This is a genomic window from Sulfitobacter sp. W027, assembly GCF_025143985.1.
Taxonomy (GTDB): Bacteria; Pseudomonadota; Alphaproteobacteria; order Rhodobacterales; family Rhodobacteraceae; genus Sulfitobacter.
The window spans coordinates 2821764-2843106 of record NZ_CP083564.1 but is presented as its reverse complement, the minus strand read 5'-3'; the positions used below and the strand labels follow the sequence as shown (position 1 = coordinate 2843106).

Genomic DNA, 21343 nt, shown 5'->3' with positions numbered 1-21343 from the left:
GGGCGCTGCCCCCGGACCCCCGAAGTATTTCCGGCCAAAAAGAGAGAGGGCCCCGCGTGCTGATCATCGAGAACATCGAAGTGACCTATCACCACACGGTGCAGGCGCTGCGCGGGCTGTCGCTGGAGGTGCCGGACGGCAAGATCGTCACGCTTCTGGGCACCAATGGCGCGGGCAAGACCACGACGTTGAAGGCGGCGAGCAACCTGCTGGCGCTAGAGAACGGTGAGGTGGGTGAAGGGCGGATCAGCTTCAAGGGCCAGTCGATTATGATGATCCAGCCTGACCGTTTGGTGCAGCAGGGACTGTTTCACGTGCGCGAGGGGCGGCGCATTTTCAGCGAGATGACGGTTGAGGATAACCTAATCGCCGCGTCTTATGCACTGGATCAGCGCAAGGCGAAGCCTGACTATGATAAGGTCTATGCCTTCTTCCCCCGGTTGAAAGAGCGGCGCAAGCAGATCGCGGGCTATCTCTCGGGCGGGGAGCAGCAGATGCTGGCCTTTGGGCGGGCGATGATTGCGCGCCCTGAGTTGATCCTCATGGACGAGCCGTCGCTGGGGCTGGCGCCGAAGGTGGTGGCCGAGATCTTCGACACGATCAGGCGGCTGAACCAGGAGGACGGCACCGCGATCCTGCTGGTGGAGCAGAACGCCGGGGTTGCCTTCTCGGTCGCGGATTACGGCTATATCATGGAAAGCGGCCAGATCGTCATGGAGGGCGACGTTGCCAAGCTGCGCGGCGACAAAGACATCCAGTCCTTCTACCTCGGCATGGGCGAGGAGGGCGGCGCGCGGCAGTCCTTCCGCGACGTGAAACATTACAAGCGCCGCAAACGCTGGCTCAGCTAGGGAGGCCGTGATGGCATTCGACGAGTTCAAGGGCGATTTCGCGCCGCTGGTGCGCATGGTGCACAATCACGCCAAGAACCGCCCCGAAGGGGTGGCGATGCGGCAAAAGGAATTCGGCATCTGGAACGAGATCACCTGGGCGGGCTTGCAAGAGATTATGCAGGCGACGGCAGCGGGGCTGGTCGATCTGGGGCTGAACGTGGGCGATCATGTCGGCATCCTCAGCGAGAACCGCAGCGAATGGGTTCAGGCGCAGTTCGGCATTAACGCGGCAGGGGGCGTGGTCGTGGGCATGTATCCCACCAGCCCCGCGGCGGAGCTGGATCATCTGATCAACGCTTCGGACAGCACGGTGCTGTTCATCGAGGATCAAGAGCAGCTCGACAAGATCAAGGAATTGGGCGGTAGGGTGCCGCAGCTGAGGCAATTGGTTATCTTCAACCCAAAGGGCACGCGAGGCGAGGCTCTGCTGGGGCTGATCAGCTTCGACGAGTTGCTGGAGCGGGGCCGGGCACGGCTTTCGGCGTTCGCCGATGACCTGCGCGCGCGGCAGGCGGGGATCAAGCCCGACGACACCGCTATGATGGTCTTCACCTCGGGCTCCACCGGCCTGCCCAAGGCGGCGGAGATTTCTTATGGCAATATCCACGCCGGTGTTGGTGTGGCGCGGGATGTTTTTGGGGACTATCCACCGGGAACGGATGTGCTGAGCTACCTGCCGTTGTGTCACATCGCCGAACAGGCGGTGACGGTGATCAACGGGCTGGCGCAGCAATTTGTGATGAACTTCGGAGAGAGCCTCAGGACCATCACCCTCGACCTGCGGGAGGTGGCGCCGCAGGTCTTCTTCGGTGTGCCGCGGATCTGGGAGAAAATGCAGGCCGGGGTGCTGGTGCAGGCGCAGACTGCGGGGCGGCTCAAGGGACCGATGACGCTTCTGGCGCTGAAGGGCGCGCAGCGGCGCGGGATGATCCGGCGCAACAAGTGGAACGCGGGGGACCGGCTGGCCCATGCTTTCTGGGATACGCTGGTTTACCGCCATATCCGCAGCTATCTAGGGCTTGGGCGCACGACATTCGCGATCTCAGCCGCCGCGCCGATCAGTGCGGAACTGTTGGGGTTCATGCGGGGTATCGGCGTGAACATCCGTGAAGCATGGGGCATGTCCGAAACCTCGGGCGTGGGCACGATTCAGCGTTCTTGGGGACAATGTGACGGGCGCATTGGCTTTCCGGTCAGCGGCGTGCGCACCAAGATTGCCGAGGATGGCGAGGTGCTGTTTACGGGCGGCACGATCTTTAAGGGCTATTACAAGAACCCCAAGGCCACCGCCGAGACCATTCAGGACGGTTGGCTGCACACCGGCGATGTCGGGCGGCAGGAGGCGGACGGCTCGATCACCCTGATCGACCGCAAGAAGGACATCATGATCAACGCCGCGGGCAAGAACCTCGCGCCCGCGCATATCGAGAACGTCATCAAGGCCAGCCCCTTCATCAAAGAGGTCATCGCGGTGGCCGACAAGCGGCCCTATGTGACAGCGCTTGTGCAGATCGACATGGACACCGTGCGGCTTTGGGCCGAGGGGCAGGGGATCGCCTATACCACCTTCCGTTCGCTGGCCGAGCATCCGAAGGTGCAGGAGTTGATCGAGGCCGAAGTGGCCAAGCACAACCGCGATCTGGCGCGGGTGGAACAGGTCAAGAAGATCTGGCTGATGCGCAAGGAATTGGACCATGACGACGGCGAGGTCACCGCGACGATGAAGGTGCGGCGCTCCAAGGTCTATGAGGTCTATGCCGGGGAGATTGAAGCGCTCTACGCCTGAGCCTCAGAGCACGCCGATTTCGGCCAGCGCCCGGTTCAGTTCCACCGGCAGATCAGCTTCATTCTCGCGGCCTTCTGGAAGGTCGGGCGGGGCGTCTTCTGGCGCAAGGTAGCGCCAGCCTTGGAACGCGCGGCGCTGGCTGCCTTGGGTGCGAATGATGTCGGGGTCGAGCACGATGGCGCAGCGGCGAATGCCGTCGGCGCGGGTGATCTCCTCTAGCCGAATGATGCGCTGGCGGGCCTGAATCACGCCCTTGATGACCCAGTAGATTGATCCGCCGTTCAGAATCTCGGCCTCACGCTTGGGCCACATGCGGGTCACATGGCGCGGCAGACCGTCTTTGGTCCGCACGTCCTTGCGCGCCTGCCATTTAGCGAGGCTCTCGACGCCTTCGGTGCCGACCGAAAGCTTTATCAGGTTAATTTTGCCGGTCACATCGCCCCCCAGCGATTCCATTCGTCTACGCCATATAAGGTAGTTGGATTTCAATCACATGCAAATTCTTGTATGATGAGGAGCGATTTTTCTATTTTCCTCACGGCATACCCTAGCTAGAAAGACCCTCTGCCACTGACCTCAGGAGTTTCACAATGTCCCGCTTTACCGCCCCGATCGCCGAACAAATCTGGGATATGAAATACCGTTTTAAAGGGGCTGATGGCACCGCGAAAGACGTCACGGTGGAGGACACATGGCGCCGGATCGCGCGTGACCTCGCGCAGGTCGAATCGGATGCCGATGTTTGGGAAGACAAGTTCTTCACCGCGCTGGAGGATTTCAAATACCTCCCCGCCGGCCGCATCACCGCCGGGGCCGGCACTGCGCGCCGTGTGACGCTGTTCAACTGCTTCGTCATGGGCACCGTGCCCGACAGCATGTCCGGCATCTTTGACATGCTGAAAGAGGCCGCGCTGACCATGCAGCAGGGCGGGGGGATCGGCTATGACTTCTCCACCATTCGTCCGCGTGGCGCGGATGTACTGGGCGTCTCGGCGGATGCCTCTGGCCCGCTGTCCTTCATGGACGTTTGGGACGCCATGTGCCGCACGATCATGTCCGCAGGCTCGCGCCGTGGTGCGATGATGGCGACGATGCGTTGCGACCACCCGGATGTCGAAGACTTCATCACCGCCAAGTCCGACCCGGCGCGGCTGCGCATGTTCAATATGTCCGTGCTGGTCACCGACCCCTTCATGGAAGCGGTGAAGGCAGACGGCTCGTGGGATCTGGTCTTCGGCGGCAAGGTCTATAAGACCGTCCAGGCCCGTGATCTGTGGAACAGCATCATGCAGGCGACCTATTCCTACGCCGAGCCGGGTGTGATTTTCATCGACCGCATCAACGCTGCGAACAACCTGAACTACTGCGAGACCATCGCCGCCACCAACCCCTGCGGCGAGCAGCCGCTGCCGCCTTACGGTGCCTGTCTGCTCGGTTCGATCAATCTCGCCCGGTTGGTCGCACAGCCTTTCGAGGAAGCCGCCCACCTTGACCAAGACGCGATGAGCGAACTGGTCGCCACCGCCGTCCGCATGATGGATAATGTGGTCGATGTGTCGAACTTCCCGCTGCCCGAACAGGCCGCCGAGGCGCAGAACAAGCGCCGCATCGGGCTGGGTGTTACCGGCCTTGCCGATGCGCTCCTGATGGTCGGCCTGCGCTATGGCTCTGATGAGGCGGCGGCACAGACCGAGGCCTGGCTCAAGGCCATCGCGCGTGCTTCCTATTTGGCCTCCGTCGAACTGGCGAAAGAGAAGGGGTCCTTCCCGCTGTTCGATGCCGAGCAGTTCCTCGCCTCCGGTACCATGATGCAGATGGACGACGACGTGCGTGACGCGATCCGTGAGCATGGCATCCGCAACGCGCTGCTGACCTCCATCGCGCCCACCGGCACGATCAGCCTCTATGCCGGGAACGTCTCTTCGGGGATCGAGCCGGTCTTTGCCTATGCCTACACCCGCAAAGTGCTGCAAAAAGACGGCAGCCGGACCGAGGAAGAAGTTGTCGATTACGCCGTGCAAATGTGGCGCGAGTTGAAGGGCGACACGCCGCTGCCCGATTACTTCGTCAACGCGCAGACCCTGCCACCCGCCGACCACGTCAAGATGCAGGCCGCCGCGCAGAAATGGATCGACAGTTCGATCTCAAAGACCATCAACTGCCCCGAGGATATCTCCTTTGATGATTTCAAGGATGTCTACATGCAGGCGTGGGATATGGGCTGCAAAGGCTGCACCACCTACCGCCCGAACGACGTGACCGGCTCGGTCCTCAGCGTATCGTCCGAGAAGACCGACAAAGCGCCCAGCGACAGCCCCGATCAGGTCAGCGAAGGCGGCGAGATCGTCTATATGTCCGACCCGCTGGACCGTCCGGCAGAGTTGGAAGGCAACACCTACAAGGTCAAATGGCCCGACAGCGAGCACGCGCTTTACATCACGATCAACGACATCGTGCTGAACGGCCACCGTCGTCCGTTTGAGGTCTTCATCAACTCTAAGAACATGGAACATTTCGCTTGGACCGTGGCGCTGACGCGGATGGTCTCTGCAGTGTTCCGCCGAGGCGGCGATGTGTCCTTCGTGGTTGAGGAATTGAAAGCCGTATTCGACCCGCGCGGTGGGGCTTGGATGCAGGGCAAATACATCCCCTCCATCCTTGCGGCCATTGGCGGCGTGATCGAGCAGCACATGATCGCCACCGGGTTCATCGCGGGCGAAGGCATGGGGTTGAAGACCGACCCGCAGGCGAAGGTCGTTGGGCTGGATGCCCCGCGTGGGAAGTCATGCCCGTCGTGCGGTCAGTTCGATATGCGGATGGTTGAGGGGTGCATGACTTGTGGGAGTTGTGGGCATAGTAAGTGTGGGTGATTGGGGCCTTTTGGTGTTATAGGTGAAATGCCCGGGGTAAATTTGCCATTCTAGGCATTTCGGCCGCCACTTGACAGGTCATGCTTTGCCACCTCGTCGTAAGTCTTTGATTTATCTAAAAGGCGAAAAACGCCGTTCCGACAGGGGCGGCGTTCTTCTTTGCCGATGGGCGGACTTGACCTTTTTGCCGCGCATTGTCTTCTTGTTGGTATGACACATCACCTTCCCATCGGCCTCATACGGGGCACCTGATCCGTCCCTCTCTTGGCCCCGGCTTAGCGCTAGAGCGTTTTGCCCGGCCCTGATCCGCTTCAGACCGACCACGGAAGACCCCCATGTCCAAAATCAAGATTATCCAAGTGCAAGTTCTCAACACCGACGAACGGGCCATCAAAAAACGGCTGCGCGAATTTCTTCGAGACCTTCGAAAACGCAACCTTGCGAAAGAGCTCATCGGCGACGACGAACACTCAGCCGATTTCGACGATGGCGACCTAGACCTCTTCAAGGCAGAACTGCCCGACGGCGGCCTCACCTACAAAGACGAGGCTGTGATCGCTAATCGCGTGCGTTGTCTAATTTCAAAGCGGAGCCGCGCGGAAGGTACGGCCCATCTCTCGAAGGAGGATCTCCAGCGGCTTTCTCCGAAGGAGGCGTCCATGAAGGCCTTGACTGCGCCGTCCGAGCATTGGGCCGATGAGGTTGCTGCAGCGTTGCATGAGGAAATGCCTTGGATGGGTAGAGCAACGGAGTGCGCTTGGCATGACCTGCGCCGAGTCGCGCGCCGAGGCACGGCGATCAAGGTCGAACCGCTGCTAATCAACGGCCCTCCAGGTATCGGCAAGAGCACCTGGGCGCGTGTCATGGCTACCCGACTTGGGCTGCCAATGGCGCAGAGCGACGCCGGGGTAGGCAGTGCCGGGTTCGATGTGGCAGGTGTTGAGCGTGGTTGGGGCAGCGCGCAACCCGGGCGGCCCGTAAATCTGCTGCTTGATCACCGGATCGCCAACCCGATCTTCGTCGTGGATGAGATCTGCAAGGCCGGTGTCGCGACCTCCACGCAAGGGCGTTCGTTTTCCCTGAGTGAGGCCATGCTCGGGCTCATGGAGCCGGCCACGGCCCGGACTTGGACCTGCCCCTACTTTCGGGTGGCGTTCGACATGAGCCACATCTCTTGGATCTTTACCTCGAACAATCTCGACACTGTGCCGGAGCCATTCCTGTCGCGCTGCCAGATCGTGGAGATTCAGGAAATCACCTCGCAGCAGCTGCACGACTTTGCCGTACGGCGCGGGACGGAGATGGGACTTTCTCAGGAGGCGCTCGAGGCGGTCTGGGAGGCCTTGGGGAGGGCACCCCAGGTGACGGGACGCCGGATGAGCTTCCGGGACGTGGTGCGGATGCTGGAGCGGGCGGAGGCGCTAGAGGGTCGGCCGCGGCTGCATTAAGGGAACAGCGTCACCAATAGCTCTGACTCGTGGGAACTGCAGTTTCCGCCAGGTGTCTGCGAATTGTCGGCATATCTCGGTCTATTAGATAGAAGCTACCAAGGGTTTCATTCGAGACCTCGCGGGCAAGCGCGGTAGTGTCCTTAGACAAGGTGACGAGACCATGCCACTTTTCAACTGAATCGATGATCTTCCTGGTCCGGTCTGGAGCATCGAGCATCATGGCGCTCTGCATATTGTTCGCCAACTCACTTAACCAGGTTTCAGTACCGGAAAGAACGGCCAAGTCTCTTCCAGATCTGCTCACGATCGTAGAAGACGGGCAGTGGAACATCAGGCTGGCAATGTCATAGCTGCTCAGTGCGTTGTCATATTCACTGTCGCTTTTGATATTTTTGAGGAGCCGGGTTGCCATCTTGGATCCGTCGTTCGTCTCTTTTCCCTTAGAATTGATTTTGTGGCCAAAAAGGAAAGGGAAGTTTCTGAAGCTCTCGCGCGTATTCTTGTCAACAACAGTGATCCCGCGGTGGATTTCGAACCCGTGTTCTTGGTAATCCACGCTGTCGAACCAATGTGATGGGACGACATCGACCTTCCGGCGAAACCCTCCCTCCGAAAGCTGGATCGACTTGGCATTTCCTTTATCGACCTTTGCGCCGTAGTATTGCTTGGTAAGTTCGTCTTCCGTGATAGTCCTCATCTTGAGGACCTCATCAGCTGCAGTGGATACGGAGCCAGACGGAATGTACGTGTTGGCCTTAGCGCCCGTAGGTGAGTAGGTGATTAGGGCTCCGTTGATTTCAAGTATATCAACGTCGCTTACGCCACGGATATGAATATTCAACGGAACGGATCCTTGCATTCGAAACTCAGGGTTGAAGCCCCTCTGAGGCATGCGTTTCTCGAGCGCCTCTTTAACCTTCTGAAACTCCTCATAGGAAATATCTGTGGATCTTGCGTCCACCTCTTGCAGCGCACCCAACGCATACTTTGTCGCCCTTTGGTTTGTACGCTTCTCGAAAGACTCCTGGTAGCTTTGTGTCCGAAGGCTGTCGTTCCAATTGTCTTGGCGTCGCGATTTCAGTCGGGCAATTCTATCATCAATTCCGTACATCTGTCGCCTTCCGTGTGATCGTCATGGTGCCGTGCCGGTAGCGGCCAAGGCCTGTGAAATATTGACCCTCGGCCGCCCCAAGGGTCCGTTCAAACAAAATGTCGCAATGACCTAAGTGCGATTGCATATCCGTATCGCCAGGGCGGGGCTGGTTCTTGTAACTGTAAATCAGGCGATACCCCGCAGATCCCTCATCAACGATTGCGGCCGAAACGCTTTTTGACTGACTCTCCGATGCCGAAAGGTGGACTGTGATCTTCTCGTAGCATTGTGTGATCACCAGTTTTCCGGTCCATGGTGTCTTGTCGCCAGTCGATGGATTGAAGGATAGCGCCCTGACGCTCCAATCCCCGGAGATATCCGGGACGCCGACGATGGACTTGAGACGCGCAGACTTCCAAATGAATTTATCAAAGATGACGAAAAGCAGTCCGAAAATTACGCCACCAGTTATCGGCCAAAGCACGATTTCGGGGATGCTGAAACCGGATCTTTGCAGGCTTGTCAGCACCAATCCCACTGCGGTCGCCACTCCACCGGCAATGGCGCCCGAAACGAACGAGATGTACATACCGATCTTTGCGCGACTGTGGCCGACCACGCTGTATTCATGCCATGCCATAAATATTCTTTCCAATATTCGAGATTATGCAAACCCTAATTACCTATGCTTCTGACGATTGCGTGGCATTCTCAAGCACCTCGGACCGAAGATCCGGCAGGGTGCCACACTCCTTCAGGGTTCGCCTCATTGCTGTACGAGTCTGCGAACGATGTCGTGGATTGTAAGTCTATCGTGGTCACTTGAAGTTGTTCGCTTCGCATCATGCCGCTCTACCAGCCCCACGAACCGCCCGCTGGAACATCAGCCCCATGAGCATGTTCCGCGCTTCTTGATCCTGCATGAAAGCGTTCCGCATCGCGTTGTCACGCTGGAACGCCTGGATCGCCCGGCGCATGAACTCTGCATCGAAACGCGGCCGGACATCACGGGGGTCATTACGGGCTAGCATCTCCACCCAGGTGTCATCCTCCAGAATGTCGGCGTTCACCGCCTCGAACCGGACGTAATCCTCTTCTGAAAACTCCGTGCCATGCCGTGAGTTGAATGAAGAAATGATCTCGCTAAGGGTTTTTTGTTCTTCTTCGGTGTAAGGGTTGGCCCCGAACCGGTCGATCGGGCTCAAGGCCCTGCTGTCGTCCTTGCCGAGGCGGGCGTCGGTTACTTCGCCCTCTTCCTTGATGACGTAGGCTTCGAGATCGAGCATATCATCAGTCACGTCTTCGCCTTGCGGCGCCTGTCGGGTGGGCAGGATGCGCTTCAGCCATGTGCCGTAGATGTGCAGCTTTTCAAGATCCCTGTCGCCCAGGTTGACCACCTGAGCGATAAACGAGTAGAACCGCAAGAAAGACGACAGAACCTGCCGGAACTCTTCTTGGTCATTCTCGTTTAAGGTCTCATTGAAGCGTGTCACAGCCTGGCGAACGATCCCTTCGAGGATCGGACGCTCATCGGTGCGTTTTGTGGCTTTCAGGAATCGATCGACGAAACGGTTAATTTCTGCTTCATCCAGAATGCCAAACGCTTTCAGCCGGGTTTCCAGATTGTAGATCTGGTTCGGGTCAGAAACGTCCTCCAGCATGGTGACGTTGTAATAAGGCTTGAAAGCTTCCTGAATCTCTTCGACCGTATTGCGGAAGTCCAAGATGTAAGTGCGCTCCTTGCTCGGGTAGATACGGTTTAGACGCGCCAAGGTCTGCACGGCCTGCAATCCGCTCAGACGACGGTCGATATACATTGCGACAAGCTTCGGCTGGTCAAAGCCGGTCTGGTATTTCTCGGCAACGACGAGGATATTGTAGGTGCCAGTGTCGAACCGCCGGGGCAGCTCCTTCTCGCCGAAACCGTTGATCCCCGGTTCCGTGAAAGTATCGCCATTTACATCGATTTCCCCGGAAAAAGCGACGAGTGTGCGCACGTCGGTGTAGCCGGCGTCGCGGATGTATTTTTCGATGGCGAAATGGGTGCGCACGGCATGTTCGCGGCTTGAGGTCACCACCATCGCCTTGGCATTGCCGTTCAGCTCCGGCAGAGCGTGACGCCGGAAGTGCTCGACGATCACCTCGGCCTTCTGAGCCATGGCGGTCTCATGAAATTCGATGAAGCGCGCCACCTTGCGGGCGGATTTGCGCTCCAGCAGCTTCGGATCGTCTTCGATCGCCTTTTCCAGCTTCGCATAGGACTTATAGGTCTGGTAGTTGCGCAGCACATCGATGATGAAACCTTCCTCGACGGCTTGACGCATCGAGTAAAGGTGGAAGGGCAGCGGTCCGTCCGCTGTAGGCACGCCAAAGCGTTCAAGGGTCACGTTCTTGGGTGTCGCCGTAAAGGCAAGATAGGACAGGTTGGCCTGGGGGCCACGTAAGCGCTGCAGCTCAAGCAAGGCCTGTTCGGTCTCGTCCAGCTCCTTCTCTTCTTCGGTGAGCTCTCCATCCGCCAGAACGCGCGCCATACTGTCTGCGTGTTTGCCCGACTGCGAACTGTGTGCTTCATCGATGATGATGGCGAACCTCTTTCCGGCCTCGTTCTTCAGGACTGACAGCTGATCGGTCGAGAACTTGTGGATCGTCGAGATGATGATTTTCGCACCTTGCTCCAGCGCGCGCTTCAGCTGGCGCGAGGTGCCATCGATCGGTACCACGTAGCCCTGCGTCTGTGAGAAAGATTTGATGGTTTGCTGCAGCTGCCGGTCGAGAACAACGCGGTCAGTCACCACGATGATCGTATCGAAGATCGCCTGATCCCGCTCGTCATGCAGGGTGGCTAGGTGATGCGCGGCCCAGGCAATGGTGTTCGATTTGCCGGATCCCGCAGAGTGCTGGAACAGGTAGTTGCGACCAGCACCATGGGTGCGGGCGTCGCCGATGAGCTTCTGTACGGCATCGAGCTGCTGGAAGCGAGGCCAGATGGTCGTGCGCTTGAGCGATCCGTCGTCCTGCTCGACCTCATCAACTAGAACGAATTTGTGCAGGATCCCCAGCAGGATCTCGCGCGAGAAGACCGCTTTACGCCAGTCGATGTCCCGATAGAGGTAGGCGATGCGAAACTCGTCATCCACATCCGGGTTGCCGGCACCACCCTCGCGGCCACGGTTGAACGGCAGGAACCGGGTCCGGCCGTTGTTGAGCTGCGTTGTCATCGACACGTTGTCCTGGTCCAAAGCAAAATGCACCAAGGCGCCGCGTTTGAAGGTTAGGAGAGGCTCACCGTTCGGGGCGCGGTCCTTGCGGTATTGCTTTTCGGCCGTCTGGTAAGTCGACCCTGTAAGGGTGTTCTTTAGCTCCAGCGTGGCCACCGGAATACCATTTACAAAGAGCACTACATCGATGGCATTCTCGTTCTTCAACGAGTAGCGGACCTGCCGCATGGCGGTCAGAATGTTGCCCTCGTAGTCCCGCATGTTCGAGGCATTTAGGGCGGAGGCTGGACGAAAGAAGCACAACGCGATCTTGATGCCCGGTACGATCTTGATGCCATTGCGCAGAACCTCCAGCGTACCGACGTCCTTCAGCGCCCGCTCCACCTGTCGCATCAGCGTGTCGCGCTCTTTGCCGGGGTACTGATCGCAAAGCTTCTTCCAGCCGTCAGGCTGGGTGCTGCGGACGAAGTCCTCTACCATTTCGGGATCGAGCGCCAGCTTGCGATCGTAGGCCGTATAGGGGCGTTCCCGCCAGCCCTGGCGTGTGATTAGCTGGTCGACGAGGTGGAGCTCGACGGCTTCTTCGGTGTGGAGTTTTTCGCGGGAAATGGCTGCAGTGGGCATGTTGAATAACCTTAGGAACTAATGGATTTTGTAAAACCGCCAAGCACTCCACCGACGAAGTTGTCGAGGCCGGAGTAGCTTGCCGAGCCGTCAGCGACATCCCGAACAGCATCGCCAAGGCGTTCATCTGAGTCAGACAAGAATGCTTGACCAAGCAATGCGAAACCATGCGCTGTGATGACCGGGTTTGCTAAGGGACTGCCACGGCGCACCTGCTCAATGTTTGTACAGCGGATAGTGCCTTCATCCAGCAAACAATGACAGCACCCCTCGAAGATAGATTTATCCTCGTCACTCTGTTCGAAGTCCAGTTTCTCAATGGTCAGCATCGTCCCGTAACGGATGCCATCTTCGAGAACAGCTTTCAGAATAAGGGCCGTCATGCGCTCTGATTTCTGAATGGCTGTGGTCTCACTCATGCCTGCATCTCCTCTTCGATCCGGTCGAGCGTGGAGGAAGTAGTGCCCTTAATACTGTAGGTGCCCACGTCGATCTGACCGGTCACGGCGGCGGTGATTAGGGCGGCGCGGTATTCGCGGAGGCGTTCGATTGAAATTCGGACCTTCTCTGTCAGGGTCTCGTTCCGCTTTTGCTCAGCGAAGAACTTTGTTGCAGCTTCATCTTGCACAGCCAAAGCGGGCGCCCATAGGCGATAAGAGCCGAGAGTTTCACGATTAATTTTCGGCATTGCGACACGCATAGATTCCAGCGTGGCCCAGTCGGTAAACTTGGCCGAAAGAAGCTGCATTAGGAGGAACTGTGGTCGAAGGCGGCGATCCGGAAGAACCGGATACATATCGGCACTGCACATACCCTCTACCGGAGAAACGCAGGCCTTCGCTAGGTTGGGGCGGATCTTGCTGTAGAGCACCGTGCCTGCCGGGAACGCGTACTTCCCACTGATTGCGCCTTGCTCTGCAGCACTCTCCATGCCAAGCATGCGTCCCGTTCTGGATTCGATATGGTTTGGAGCGATTAATGGCTTTTCAGCCCAATCCGAATGGGTCGGGTCCACTTGTCCTTCAGTGATGCGGCAAACCCAGCGAAACGGGATCAATTCTTCGTGGACGGGCTCTTCCGGAGTCACAAGGCGTTCCAGCCCTGAAAGAAGATTCTCCCTCAGCACCTCCACCAACCGCTCCTTCTTCGCGATCAGCTCATCAATCCGCGCAGTTTCGCGGTCAAGGAAGACGGCGATCCGTTTCTGGGTGGGGAGGTCGGGAACACGCACTGCTCTGTTGTGAGCTTCGTTCCGTTCCAGACCCGGCACACCGGTGTCTCTCGTATTTCGATCCAATTCGAGTGAAATCAGGAGAAAGTACGAAAACCGTAAATCGCCAGCGCATGTCCTCTGGTCCACGTAATATGCGGTGTCTATGCAAAACCCTGGGCTATTGGCCCAGACGACTTTTCCATGCGAACCTTTTCTCCCTACGATGATTGCAGGGCTGAGCGTATTTGCCCGCGAATGATTTCCGACAATACCATTCGAACCATATACAGGCACTTCGCCGGCTTTCCTTGCTTCGACGCTCAACGCATCACCATAAGTCATCCGCAGATGATGCTTCAGCCGCATCATGCCACCACCTCTTTCAGCAGCCCGGCGATCTCAGCCTCCAGCGCCTTCAACTCGCCGTCGATTTCCGTCAACGGCCGCGGCGGGGCGTATTGGTAGAAATACCGGTTGAAGTTGATCTCGTAGCCCACACGACCGACTTCACCATCGGACGCATCTCGACGCGAGGTATCAACCCAGGCGTCCGGCACAAAAGGCTCAACCTCGCGGGCGAAATAGACCTGCCAATCCTCCAGAAGAGGCACCAGCTCGTGATCACGCAGCTTCGGATCAGGCTCAGGATTGCCATTCTTATCGAAACAAATCTCAGCATCTTCATGGGTATCACCGAGAATATCGATGATCCCTTTCTTCAATGGGGCCGAGATGCTCTTGCCAAAAGGCCTGAGCGCTTTGTTGATAACCGGAAGGAATTCAGCCCGATCCATCCAAACGTGTCCTGCCAGAGCGCGTTTCAGCCCGTCAAGAAGCATGGGGCCAGCCTCTTTCAACTCAGCAAAGCGCCGATGTTCGGAAATGAGCTGCAGCTTTTCTTCCGTCAGTTCAAAGCGCAAACGCAACGGGCGCTCCACCCGGATCTCACGGTAGCCGAAATCGGTGGTTTCAAAGGTCTTCGACACATCGCCAAAGCCCGCTTCGCCGTTCAAGAATTCGCCATAGATGCGCACCGTTTCCGCCCGCGCATCATCACTGATTGCACGGCGCTTGGAGCCGAGCGATTTGCGCATAGACTGCCAGAAACGCTCTCCCGAGGCGTCGATTAGCTGCACCTTGCCACGACGTGCCTCGGGTTTGCGGTTCGACAGCAGCCAGATGTAGGTCTGGATACCGGTATTGTAGAAAATGTCAGTCGGCAGGGCGATGATTGCCTCAACCAGGTCGTTCTCCATCAGCCAGCGGCGGATCTCGCTCTCGCCTGAGCCTGCACCGCCGGTAAAGAGAGGCGAGCCATTCATGACGATCCCCATGCGCGATCCCTTTTCGTCGTCGCGCATTTTGGAAATCATATGTTGGACGAACAGGAGCTGCCCATCGGAAATTCGCGGGAGGCCCGCACCGAAACGCCCGTCGTAGCCGAGATCCTCGGCCTCTTCTTTGATTGGAGCTGCGTATTTTTTCCAGTCCACGCCGTATGGCGGATTGGAAAGCATGTAGTGGAAGGTCTCGCCGCGGTGAGCGTCTTGCGTCAGAGTGTTGCCAAAAGCGATGCGCGAGGCGTCGTGACCTTTCACGAGCATGTCAGACTTGCAGATCGCGAAGGATTCTCCGTTCAGTTCCTGGCCAAACAGGTCGACATTGAGCGCGGGGTTCATCGCCTTCATGGATTCTTCCGCCACCGACAGCATGCCACCGGTGCCGCAGGCCGGATCGTAGACGCGGCGGATGATGCCCTTCCCGGACAGAGCCTCTTCGTCATTGGCGAGCAGGAGATCGACCAGAAGGCGGACCACCTCGCGCGGGGTGAAATGCTCACCCGCGGTTTCATTCGAGATTTCCGAGAAGCGACGGATCAGCTCTTCGAAAAGATAGCCCATTTCGAGGTTGGTAATGGCATCAGGGTGGAAATCAATCTGGCAAAAACGATCAAAGACCATCCAGAGCGATTCCGCTTCGTCGAGCTTCTTGAGGACTTCGGTGAACTCAAACTTCTCGATGAAAATGTCACGGACGTTCGGGCTGAACCCCATCAGGTAGTCGATCAGGTTCTTGCGCAGCTGACCTGTATCCTGCTGCCGAAGCGTAGCAAAGGTGAAGGGGCTGGCATTGTAGACCTGCCCACCTGCATTGGCTGCGTTGCCAAGGACCATGGCGCGCACTTCGTCATCTGTGTCAGCGTCGAGGCCGGCCGCAAGCTCGACCACATCGGATTTGGTGGCTTCGAGAATGCAGTCGAGACGGCGGAGGATCGTGAACGGCAGGACAATCTTAGAATAGTCGGATTGCTTGAAGTCGCCGCGCAGCAATTCTGCGATGGACCAGATAAAAGAAGCGTTGTTGTTGATCGTTTCCGGGCTCAAGGCCGGTCTCCAATTCGGATGGGCAATTCTCGATTTCCCGCAAAGGTAGTCGGCTGAATCGCGGATTGATATAGGTGGGCTTCGGAATTCCTGTGGATGCCCGCACTTTTATTCACTCGGTTGGCCTCAGCTCTCGATGTGGCCAGCAAGCATCTCGATCATCCTCCAGTTGCTTTTGCAGGTCTTCGATCTGGGCGAGGATATCCTGGCGGCGCTGGAAGCCGCGGCGTAGCTCCGTCAAGGTGTCGGGGTCGGGCAGGGGGATCGGCAGAGCCTTGAGGTCTTTCATGCCGATCGACTGTATTACGGCACCGCCGGCAAGTGACTGTATGTGCTCCTGCACTGTCGGGTCAGAGAGGTACTCGTAGAGTGCCAGTGCCGCGATCCCGCCGCGCCGGGCCGCGCGTAAGATCATCATCGACTGCCCCGCAGTCCAGATCGTCTCGGCGTTTTCCGCAGGAATACCCTCGGGCACGAGTGCGACCGAACCAATAGTGCCCTTCACTGCGATGAGAACATCACCAGGGATCAGGCGCTGATTGCGGGCCTTGTTGTATTTGGCAGGGCTCACCCGAACTGCGCGTTTCGGCTTCCCGATGAACCCGTCTGGCCCAATATCCGCCGGCATGGCCTCCAAGAGCGTAAGTTCGCCATCCTCATCGTTGGAAATACTGAGCGGGCGGATGAACTCGACGAGATCCTCGAGCGGAGCAACATCGTGTTTCTCCAACAAAGTATCGATGCGTTCCCGCGCCCCGGTACTCAGGTAACGGTTTGGAGTGAGGACGAGGTTGTTCTCGCGAATTTCCTCGATGGAAACATCACGCGCCAGCGCGCGGTCCTCCACTTTGGCCCCGGAGGCTAGGTCGAGCCACGCGGCCTCAGGTAGAATCTCGAACCTGCCTCGGCGCCCCTTTGACGACACGAGGTCATGCCCAAGATCGACAAAACGCACAGTATCGCGCTTGGCGACAGTCGTTGACAGGGTGACGAGCAGCGTCGGAATTGCCGTCGCCGTGAACATCATGCCCGAAGGCATCCCCATGATAGCTTGAAGCCGATCACTGCGCATAAGGTTGTCGCGCGCCACGGTTTCGCTGCCGACCATACGGAACATGGCGCCGGTAGTCGTCAAGAGGATCACGCGGCCGAGTGTCATCGCGGTTGCGTCTGCAATCGCCAGCGTTTCAGACAGCATCCGGCCGATCTTTCCTCGTTCGAGGCCAAGGGTCGCTAGGGTGCGTTCAGGAATGGTGTCATCATCTTTCACAGTCATGCCGAAGGGAGGGAACATGACTTCGACAGCAGCACTGCTCACTTCACGCCGATCCCAGCCCCAGCCAGTTTCGATCGTCACGGCCCCGCCGAGATCGAGGATCGACAGAATATTCCCTAGGATCCGCGCTTGCTCTGCGTTGGGCGTTACGAAATTGATCTCTGGCGGGCGGTTACTCAAATCTGATGCCATGGTGTAATCAAGGCAGGGCCGCATGGACCATGGGTAGGAGAAGCGAACTGAGGCCGCATCACCGATCATTTCGACTATCTTTTTGCTGGCCTCGGGGCGAACCCAGCCATCCCCGTGGTGATCAGCGGCGGCGTCCATCAGTTCCGAAAGCGTGCGGTATCTTTCTTGCCGCGGTGTGCCGAGCAGAGCGCGCCCGACGCCTTCGAGGATCTGGGCGACTTCGCTGCGTACTGCGCTCGCACTGTTGAGCTCTTCCAGAGGGCGCTTGGCTTCCACTAGATTCGCCGTGATCTCAAGAAAGACGAAAAGACCTTCCGGGAGGTTGCGCGCGAAGCGGAGCTGGGTGAGGATTTCTTGCGTTTTCATTTGAACCTTGTAGGCAGGGGTTACTTATTTTTTGCCAGCTTATAGTTAAAGCTTTTGGTGTGGTAGGTGGTTATCAGCACATCATCATCGGTCACGACCACCACGCCACCCTTCTTGCGGGCGTCGTCTAGGAGTCTTTTCTTACGGCGCATCTGCTCGAGTTCTTGGTCGATGATCTTTGTAGTGAGAACGTAACGGTCACCTTCCACCTCGCCGAGGTCAAGGGCGAGATCGGTTAGACCTTTCCTGATGCCGCGTTGGTTCATCCTGCAGTCGAAATGGTTGGATACGTTCATAGGGTGCTCCGTGTTGATGTGGTCAAAATGCTCACGCTGCTATCATAAGTCAATACAAAAATAATAGTCAGCGCCTACTTTTTTGATATGGAACTAATTTCTTCCATATCGATCCCCTGCCAGACAACGGGATTCGTGCTTCTTTTACCACAGCGTCACTACTGGCAAAGGTTGCCGAGCCGCTAGTTAACTGATTGATTTAAGAATATTATTAATAATTATTCTTATTGTGGCTTCCAACGAGCGCACCGACCCGTGAGCCTTTCAACACAACGTGTCATTCATTGCCACCCTTGAGAAATGCGGTGCGATACCAAAAGTTGTTTCTCATGAAGTTTGAAGCAATCCACACCTTTTACGTACTCATACAGATAGCCTGACCCGGCTGCTGTGATCGGCTCTTTAGGCCTGTCCCACTGATGATTACCGAGAAGGTACCAATGCTTCATATCCTCACCCCACTCCTCGACGCTATACGCGCCTGATCCCGCCGGTCTCCGGCTGATCTCGCCGTTTCCTGTCTGGATGCCGATCCGGACGATCGCGTAGAGGGGTTTCCCCATGTTTGATATCTCAGGTGGCATTTTGCTGCCAAACTCATCCTTGGCCGAGCGCAATGTGCCCGCCGCGTCCAAGGGTCATTGCACCGCCCATACCGTCCTTGGTGAAGGCGAGGGCACTCGCACCCAAGCTGAAAGCTGGCTCGAACTCTGTCACCTGATGCTGCTGAACGCAGATGAAGAGGTGGCCGAACTGGCCGAGCAGCAGCGTTTCTTTTTCGGCGAAGATGAAGACGATCTGCAGCAGCACGTCTTTGACGTCGTGGCGACCTTGCTCGATGGCTACCGGATTGCCTACACCATCAAGCCCGAGATCCGCCTTCACTCCGGGGTCTTCCTCGAGGATATGGCCGAGGTCAGCTGGTGGGTCCGTAAATATGAATACGCGGACGATGTCCAACTCCTGACAGATGCGGATATCGACCAGACCGATTTGCGCAATGCCCAGATGTTCGCTTCCGTGCGTGAGGCTGACCCGGAGGCCGATGCTGCAGCCACGCGCGCCATCGAAGCGCTGCCTGATGGGGCCTGTCGCTCGCTGCGTGATCTCACCATCGACACCGGCATGAAGGCGCGTGGTTACTCGGCCTTGATCCGACTGCTGCGCCGCGGTTTCGCGGTGCAGGTCGAGCGCGGTCTCATCCGCCCGACGACCACGATCAAGCGCAGCTACAGCCTGCGGCCGACGATCTACCGCTCGGCCTGATCCCTCTGACCACCAAACGTCATCAAGACCCGCGCACACTCTGCGCGCGGGACCGATCCCTCCACGCCCGGCCACAGGCTGCGCGACACCATAAGGACATTCCCATGGCAAACGCTTCGAACTTCCCCATCTTTTCTCTGGACATGCACCATGAATACCGGATCACCGGCATCCGGTATCGGTTCATCTATCTGAGCGGCGACCAGGCAGCATTCTCCCAAATCGACAATCCGCTTATTGTTCAATCTTACGAGCTGGAGACGCTGAAGCGCCTAAACGGCCTCGGCAAGATCGAAGTCATTCCTTACGGCCTGATGCCCGAGCATCTGCGTCCGGTCGTGAACGACTTCGAGGATATTATCTTGGCCGGGATTCCGCCGGCGATGCGCAAGCGGCTCGAAATGCGCCATGCCATCGTCCAGGCGTTCCTGCTGCTGAAGGGTAATGGCGAGATCAAGGGCACCGACGAGGCGATCAAAGTGAACATGCAACGCATCGTCCTCGAGGCTGAAGACTACCTCGTCGAGGAAATGCCGGAGCCCGGCTACGCTGAAGCTCTGACGGCTTATCGCGCCGGCGAAGGCCGCAAGCCCAAAGCGCGCCATGGCGTTGTCATTCCCGATCATGTCTCTCCCCGGGCGCTGCGGACCTGGGTCGCCCTCTACAAACGCGGGGGCAAGAAAGCTCTGGTCGACAAGAGCGTGAAGCAGGGCAACCGGTTCAGCGCATTCACCGTCGACGAGCGCGCCCTTCTGGCGCGTCTGGTGAACGAGAATTACATGAATCTCCAGCGCAAGACGATCGCGATGACCGTCATCGACGTAAAGCGCGGCTTCGAGAAGGAGAACGACCGTCGCGCCCAAGATGATCTGGCGCCGCTTCGTGTCCCCGGCCGCGAGGCGATCCGCTTGTTCATCAAGCGCCTCGATAAGTTCCACGTCACTGTCGCACGCTTTGGGCAGAAGGAAGCCATGAAGAAGATGCGGGCGGTCAAAACCGGCCTTGAGACCCTTCGCCCCTTCGAGCGCGTGGAGATGGATGAATGGTGCATCGACCTCCTGTCGATCTTGGCTGAAAGCGGGCTTCTTGACATGTTCAGTGAAGAGGAGCTGACGGAAATCGGGCTGACAGATAACACCATGCGTTGGTGGCTGGTGGTGGCAATCGACGTTCGAACTCGCGTGATCGTCGGCATGACCCTGACCGCGAATCCGAAGACCTCGAGCGCGAAGAAATGTCTGAACATGGTGGTGAGCGACAAGGAGGCCTTTGCCGATGCAGTTGGCGCCATCGCGCCTTGGCCGGGCGCGAACGTCCCGGAGATCTTGGCGGTCGACAATGGCCCAGCCTTCAAAGCCGCCGCGTTCTCGACCACCTGTGCCGATCTCGGAATCACCAAGCTGCAAACTATTGCCGGCACGCCAAGCATGCGAGCCCATATCGAGCGGGTGTTCCGAACGCTCTCCACGACATTGTTGCCGCGCCTCTACGGTCGTACCTTCGGCAATGTGCTGGAGCGGTCCGGGCATCCGTCGGAAGAGCGGGCCTGCCTCTCGGCTGACGACATCGCGGAGATCCTGATCCGCTACGTTGTCGACATCTACCACAACACGCCGCACCTCGGGCTGAATGGACGGACTCCCTTGGAACAGTGGCAGGCCGATCATGAAGACGGGAACTTCCCGCTGAAATCGGCACCGACTATGCGCCGCAAGCGCTTGGCTCTTGGGCTGCCGTTGAAGCGCGTGACTCAGCAAGATGGCATCCGCGTGATGAACGTCCGGTACCACTCCGAGGAAGTCGCTCGTTGGTTTCTGAAGAACGCCAACCAACAGGTTGACGTGCGCTGGCTTGACGAGAATATCGGCAGCATCGAGGTGAAAATGGATGGCGTCTGGCAAGAGGTTGCAGCCGTCTCCTTGATCTTCCATGACGTTGATGCCTCGACTTGGGCTGCCGCTCGCCGGGCGCTGCGCGCCAAAGACGGCAAGCGCAAGGAATGGGAAGAAGGGGTGATCCGTCGCGCACTGGACGACATCGAAGCCATCAATGCCACCCGCGGCGCGGCCTACAGGATCATGGACCACGCCTGGTCTGAGAAGCGCCTTAAGGCGGTAGAACAGGAAGCCGTAGCGAACTTTACAGTGGTCGCTGATCGTGCGCAGCTGTCCCGGCCGGTCCGGGGTCGTGGCCAGTCCATCGAACCGATGGCGCCCGAAGGTGCGCAGGAACCGAAATCTTCGCAGGAACCGGAGGCCACCACCGCGGAGCCCGTCCAGGATGGCGCTGCGTCAAAGTCAAAAAGCAATGACAAACCCAAATCCGAGAAGACCGCCCCTGCTGCGGAAAAGCCTGTCTTGAAGATTGACAATGATGGCGATGACGATGTGTGGGAGTTCAACTGATATGACTGGA

16 protein-coding genes are annotated in these 21343 nt (G+C 58.1%); 6 read left to right on the top strand and 10 right to left on the bottom strand.

Translation table 11 applies throughout. The features are described from left to right. Positions 1 to 56 precede the first annotated feature (56 nt). Positions 57 to 851, top strand: coding sequence for an ABC transporter ATP-binding protein (locus K3759_RS13970; protein WP_259982686.1), 795 nt, complete (start codon positions 57 to 59; stop codon positions 849 to 851). 10 nt (positions 852 to 861) lie between these two features. Then, positions 862 to 2679 carry a long-chain fatty acid--CoA ligase gene (locus tag K3759_RS13965; RefSeq protein WP_259982685.1) on the top strand — a complete coding sequence of 606 codons (1818 nt, stop codon included), beginning with the start codon at positions 862 to 864 and terminating at the stop codon, positions 2677 to 2679. 3 nt (positions 2680 to 2682) lie between these two features. Here K3759_RS13965 and K3759_RS13960 read toward each other — a convergent pair whose 3' ends face one another. After that, a complete protein-coding gene (locus tag K3759_RS13960) occupies positions 2683 to 3135 on the bottom strand; it encodes a DUF1489 family protein (protein WP_409202488.1) in 453 nt (150 codons plus the stop codon). Between the two features lie 134 nt (positions 3136 to 3269). On the opposite strand from K3759_RS13960, the gene K3759_RS13955 reads away from it, so the two are divergent. Next, positions 3270 to 5549: an adenosylcobalamin-dependent ribonucleoside-diphosphate reductase gene (locus K3759_RS13955; protein WP_259982683.1), complete on the top strand. Its 2280-nt coding sequence runs from the start codon at positions 3270 to 3272 to the stop codon at positions 5547 to 5549. A gap of 335 nt (positions 5550 to 5884) precedes the next feature. Further along, the gene (locus K3759_RS13950) at positions 5885 to 6997 is read left to right on the top strand and encodes an AAA family ATPase (RefSeq protein ID WP_259982682.1); all 1113 of its coding nucleotides are present in this window, start codon (positions 5885 to 5887) and stop codon (positions 6995 to 6997) included. 10 nt (positions 6998 to 7007) lie between these two features. Here the strand turns inward: K3759_RS13950 and K3759_RS13945 are convergent, their stop codons facing one another. The 9 genes from K3759_RS13945 to K3759_RS13905 form a co-directional block, all read right to left on the bottom strand. Further along, positions 7008 to 8111 (bottom strand): hypothetical protein, encoded by a 1104-nt coding sequence (locus tag K3759_RS13945; RefSeq protein ID WP_259982680.1) that lies wholly within the window; start codon positions 8109 to 8111, stop codon positions 7008 to 7010. Then, positions 8098 to 8733 (bottom strand): hypothetical protein, encoded by a 636-nt coding sequence (locus K3759_RS13940; RefSeq protein ID WP_259982679.1) that lies wholly within the window; start codon positions 8731 to 8733, stop codon positions 8098 to 8100. Before K3759_RS13940 ends, K3759_RS13945 begins: the two co-directional genes overlap by 14 nt. A gap of 202 nt (positions 8734 to 8935) precedes the next feature. Next, on the bottom strand, positions 8936 to 11935 hold the full coding sequence (locus K3759_RS13935) for a type I restriction endonuclease subunit R (RefSeq protein ID WP_259982678.1): 3000 nt from the start codon (positions 11933 to 11935) through the stop codon (positions 8936 to 8938). Positions 11936 to 11946: 11 nt separating this feature from the next. After that, entirely contained in the window at positions 11947 to 12354 is a 408-nt protein-coding gene (locus K3759_RS13930) for a hypothetical protein (RefSeq protein WP_259982676.1), read from the bottom strand. Next, positions 12351 to 13517, bottom strand: a complete 1167-nt coding sequence (locus K3759_RS13925) for a restriction endonuclease subunit S (RefSeq protein ID WP_259982674.1) — start codon at positions 13515 to 13517, stop codon at positions 12351 to 12353. Before K3759_RS13925 ends, K3759_RS13930 begins: the two co-directional genes overlap by 4 nt. Further along, positions 13514 to 15532: a class I SAM-dependent DNA methyltransferase gene (locus tag K3759_RS13920; protein ID WP_259982672.1), complete on the bottom strand. Its 2019-nt coding sequence runs from the start codon at positions 15530 to 15532 to the stop codon at positions 13514 to 13516. The genes K3759_RS13925 and K3759_RS13920 overlap by 4 nt, the downstream gene beginning before the upstream one ends. 112 nt (positions 15533 to 15644) lie before the next feature. Beyond that, positions 15645 to 17366 carry an N-6 DNA methylase gene (locus K3759_RS13915; RefSeq protein WP_259982670.1) on the bottom strand — a complete coding sequence of 574 codons (1722 nt, stop codon included), beginning with the start codon at positions 17364 to 17366 and terminating at the stop codon, positions 15645 to 15647. Positions 17367 to 17386: 20 nt separating this feature from the next. Continuing rightward, complete coding sequence (locus K3759_RS13910; RefSeq protein ID WP_259982668.1) at positions 17387 to 17662, bottom strand: hypothetical protein; 276 nt, start codon at positions 17660 to 17662, stop codon at positions 17387 to 17389. 281 nt (positions 17663 to 17943) lie between these two features. Next, on the bottom strand, positions 17944 to 18225 hold the full coding sequence (locus K3759_RS13905; RefSeq protein WP_259982667.1) for a hypothetical protein: 282 nt from the start codon (positions 18223 to 18225) through the stop codon (positions 17944 to 17946). Between K3759_RS13905 and K3759_RS13900 the strand changes: the two genes are divergently transcribed. After that, positions 18224 to 18928 (top strand): hypothetical protein, encoded by a 705-nt coding sequence (locus K3759_RS13900; protein ID WP_259982666.1) that lies wholly within the window; start codon positions 18224 to 18226, stop codon positions 18926 to 18928. The genes K3759_RS13905 and K3759_RS13900 overlap by 2 nt on opposite strands. A 104-nt stretch (positions 18929 to 19032) precedes the next feature. Continuing rightward, positions 19033 to 21333 carry a DDE-type integrase/transposase/recombinase gene (locus K3759_RS13895; RefSeq protein ID WP_259982665.1) on the top strand — a complete coding sequence of 767 codons (2301 nt, stop codon included), beginning with the start codon at positions 19033 to 19035 and terminating at the stop codon, positions 21331 to 21333. Positions 21334 to 21343: the final 10 nt, after the last annotated feature.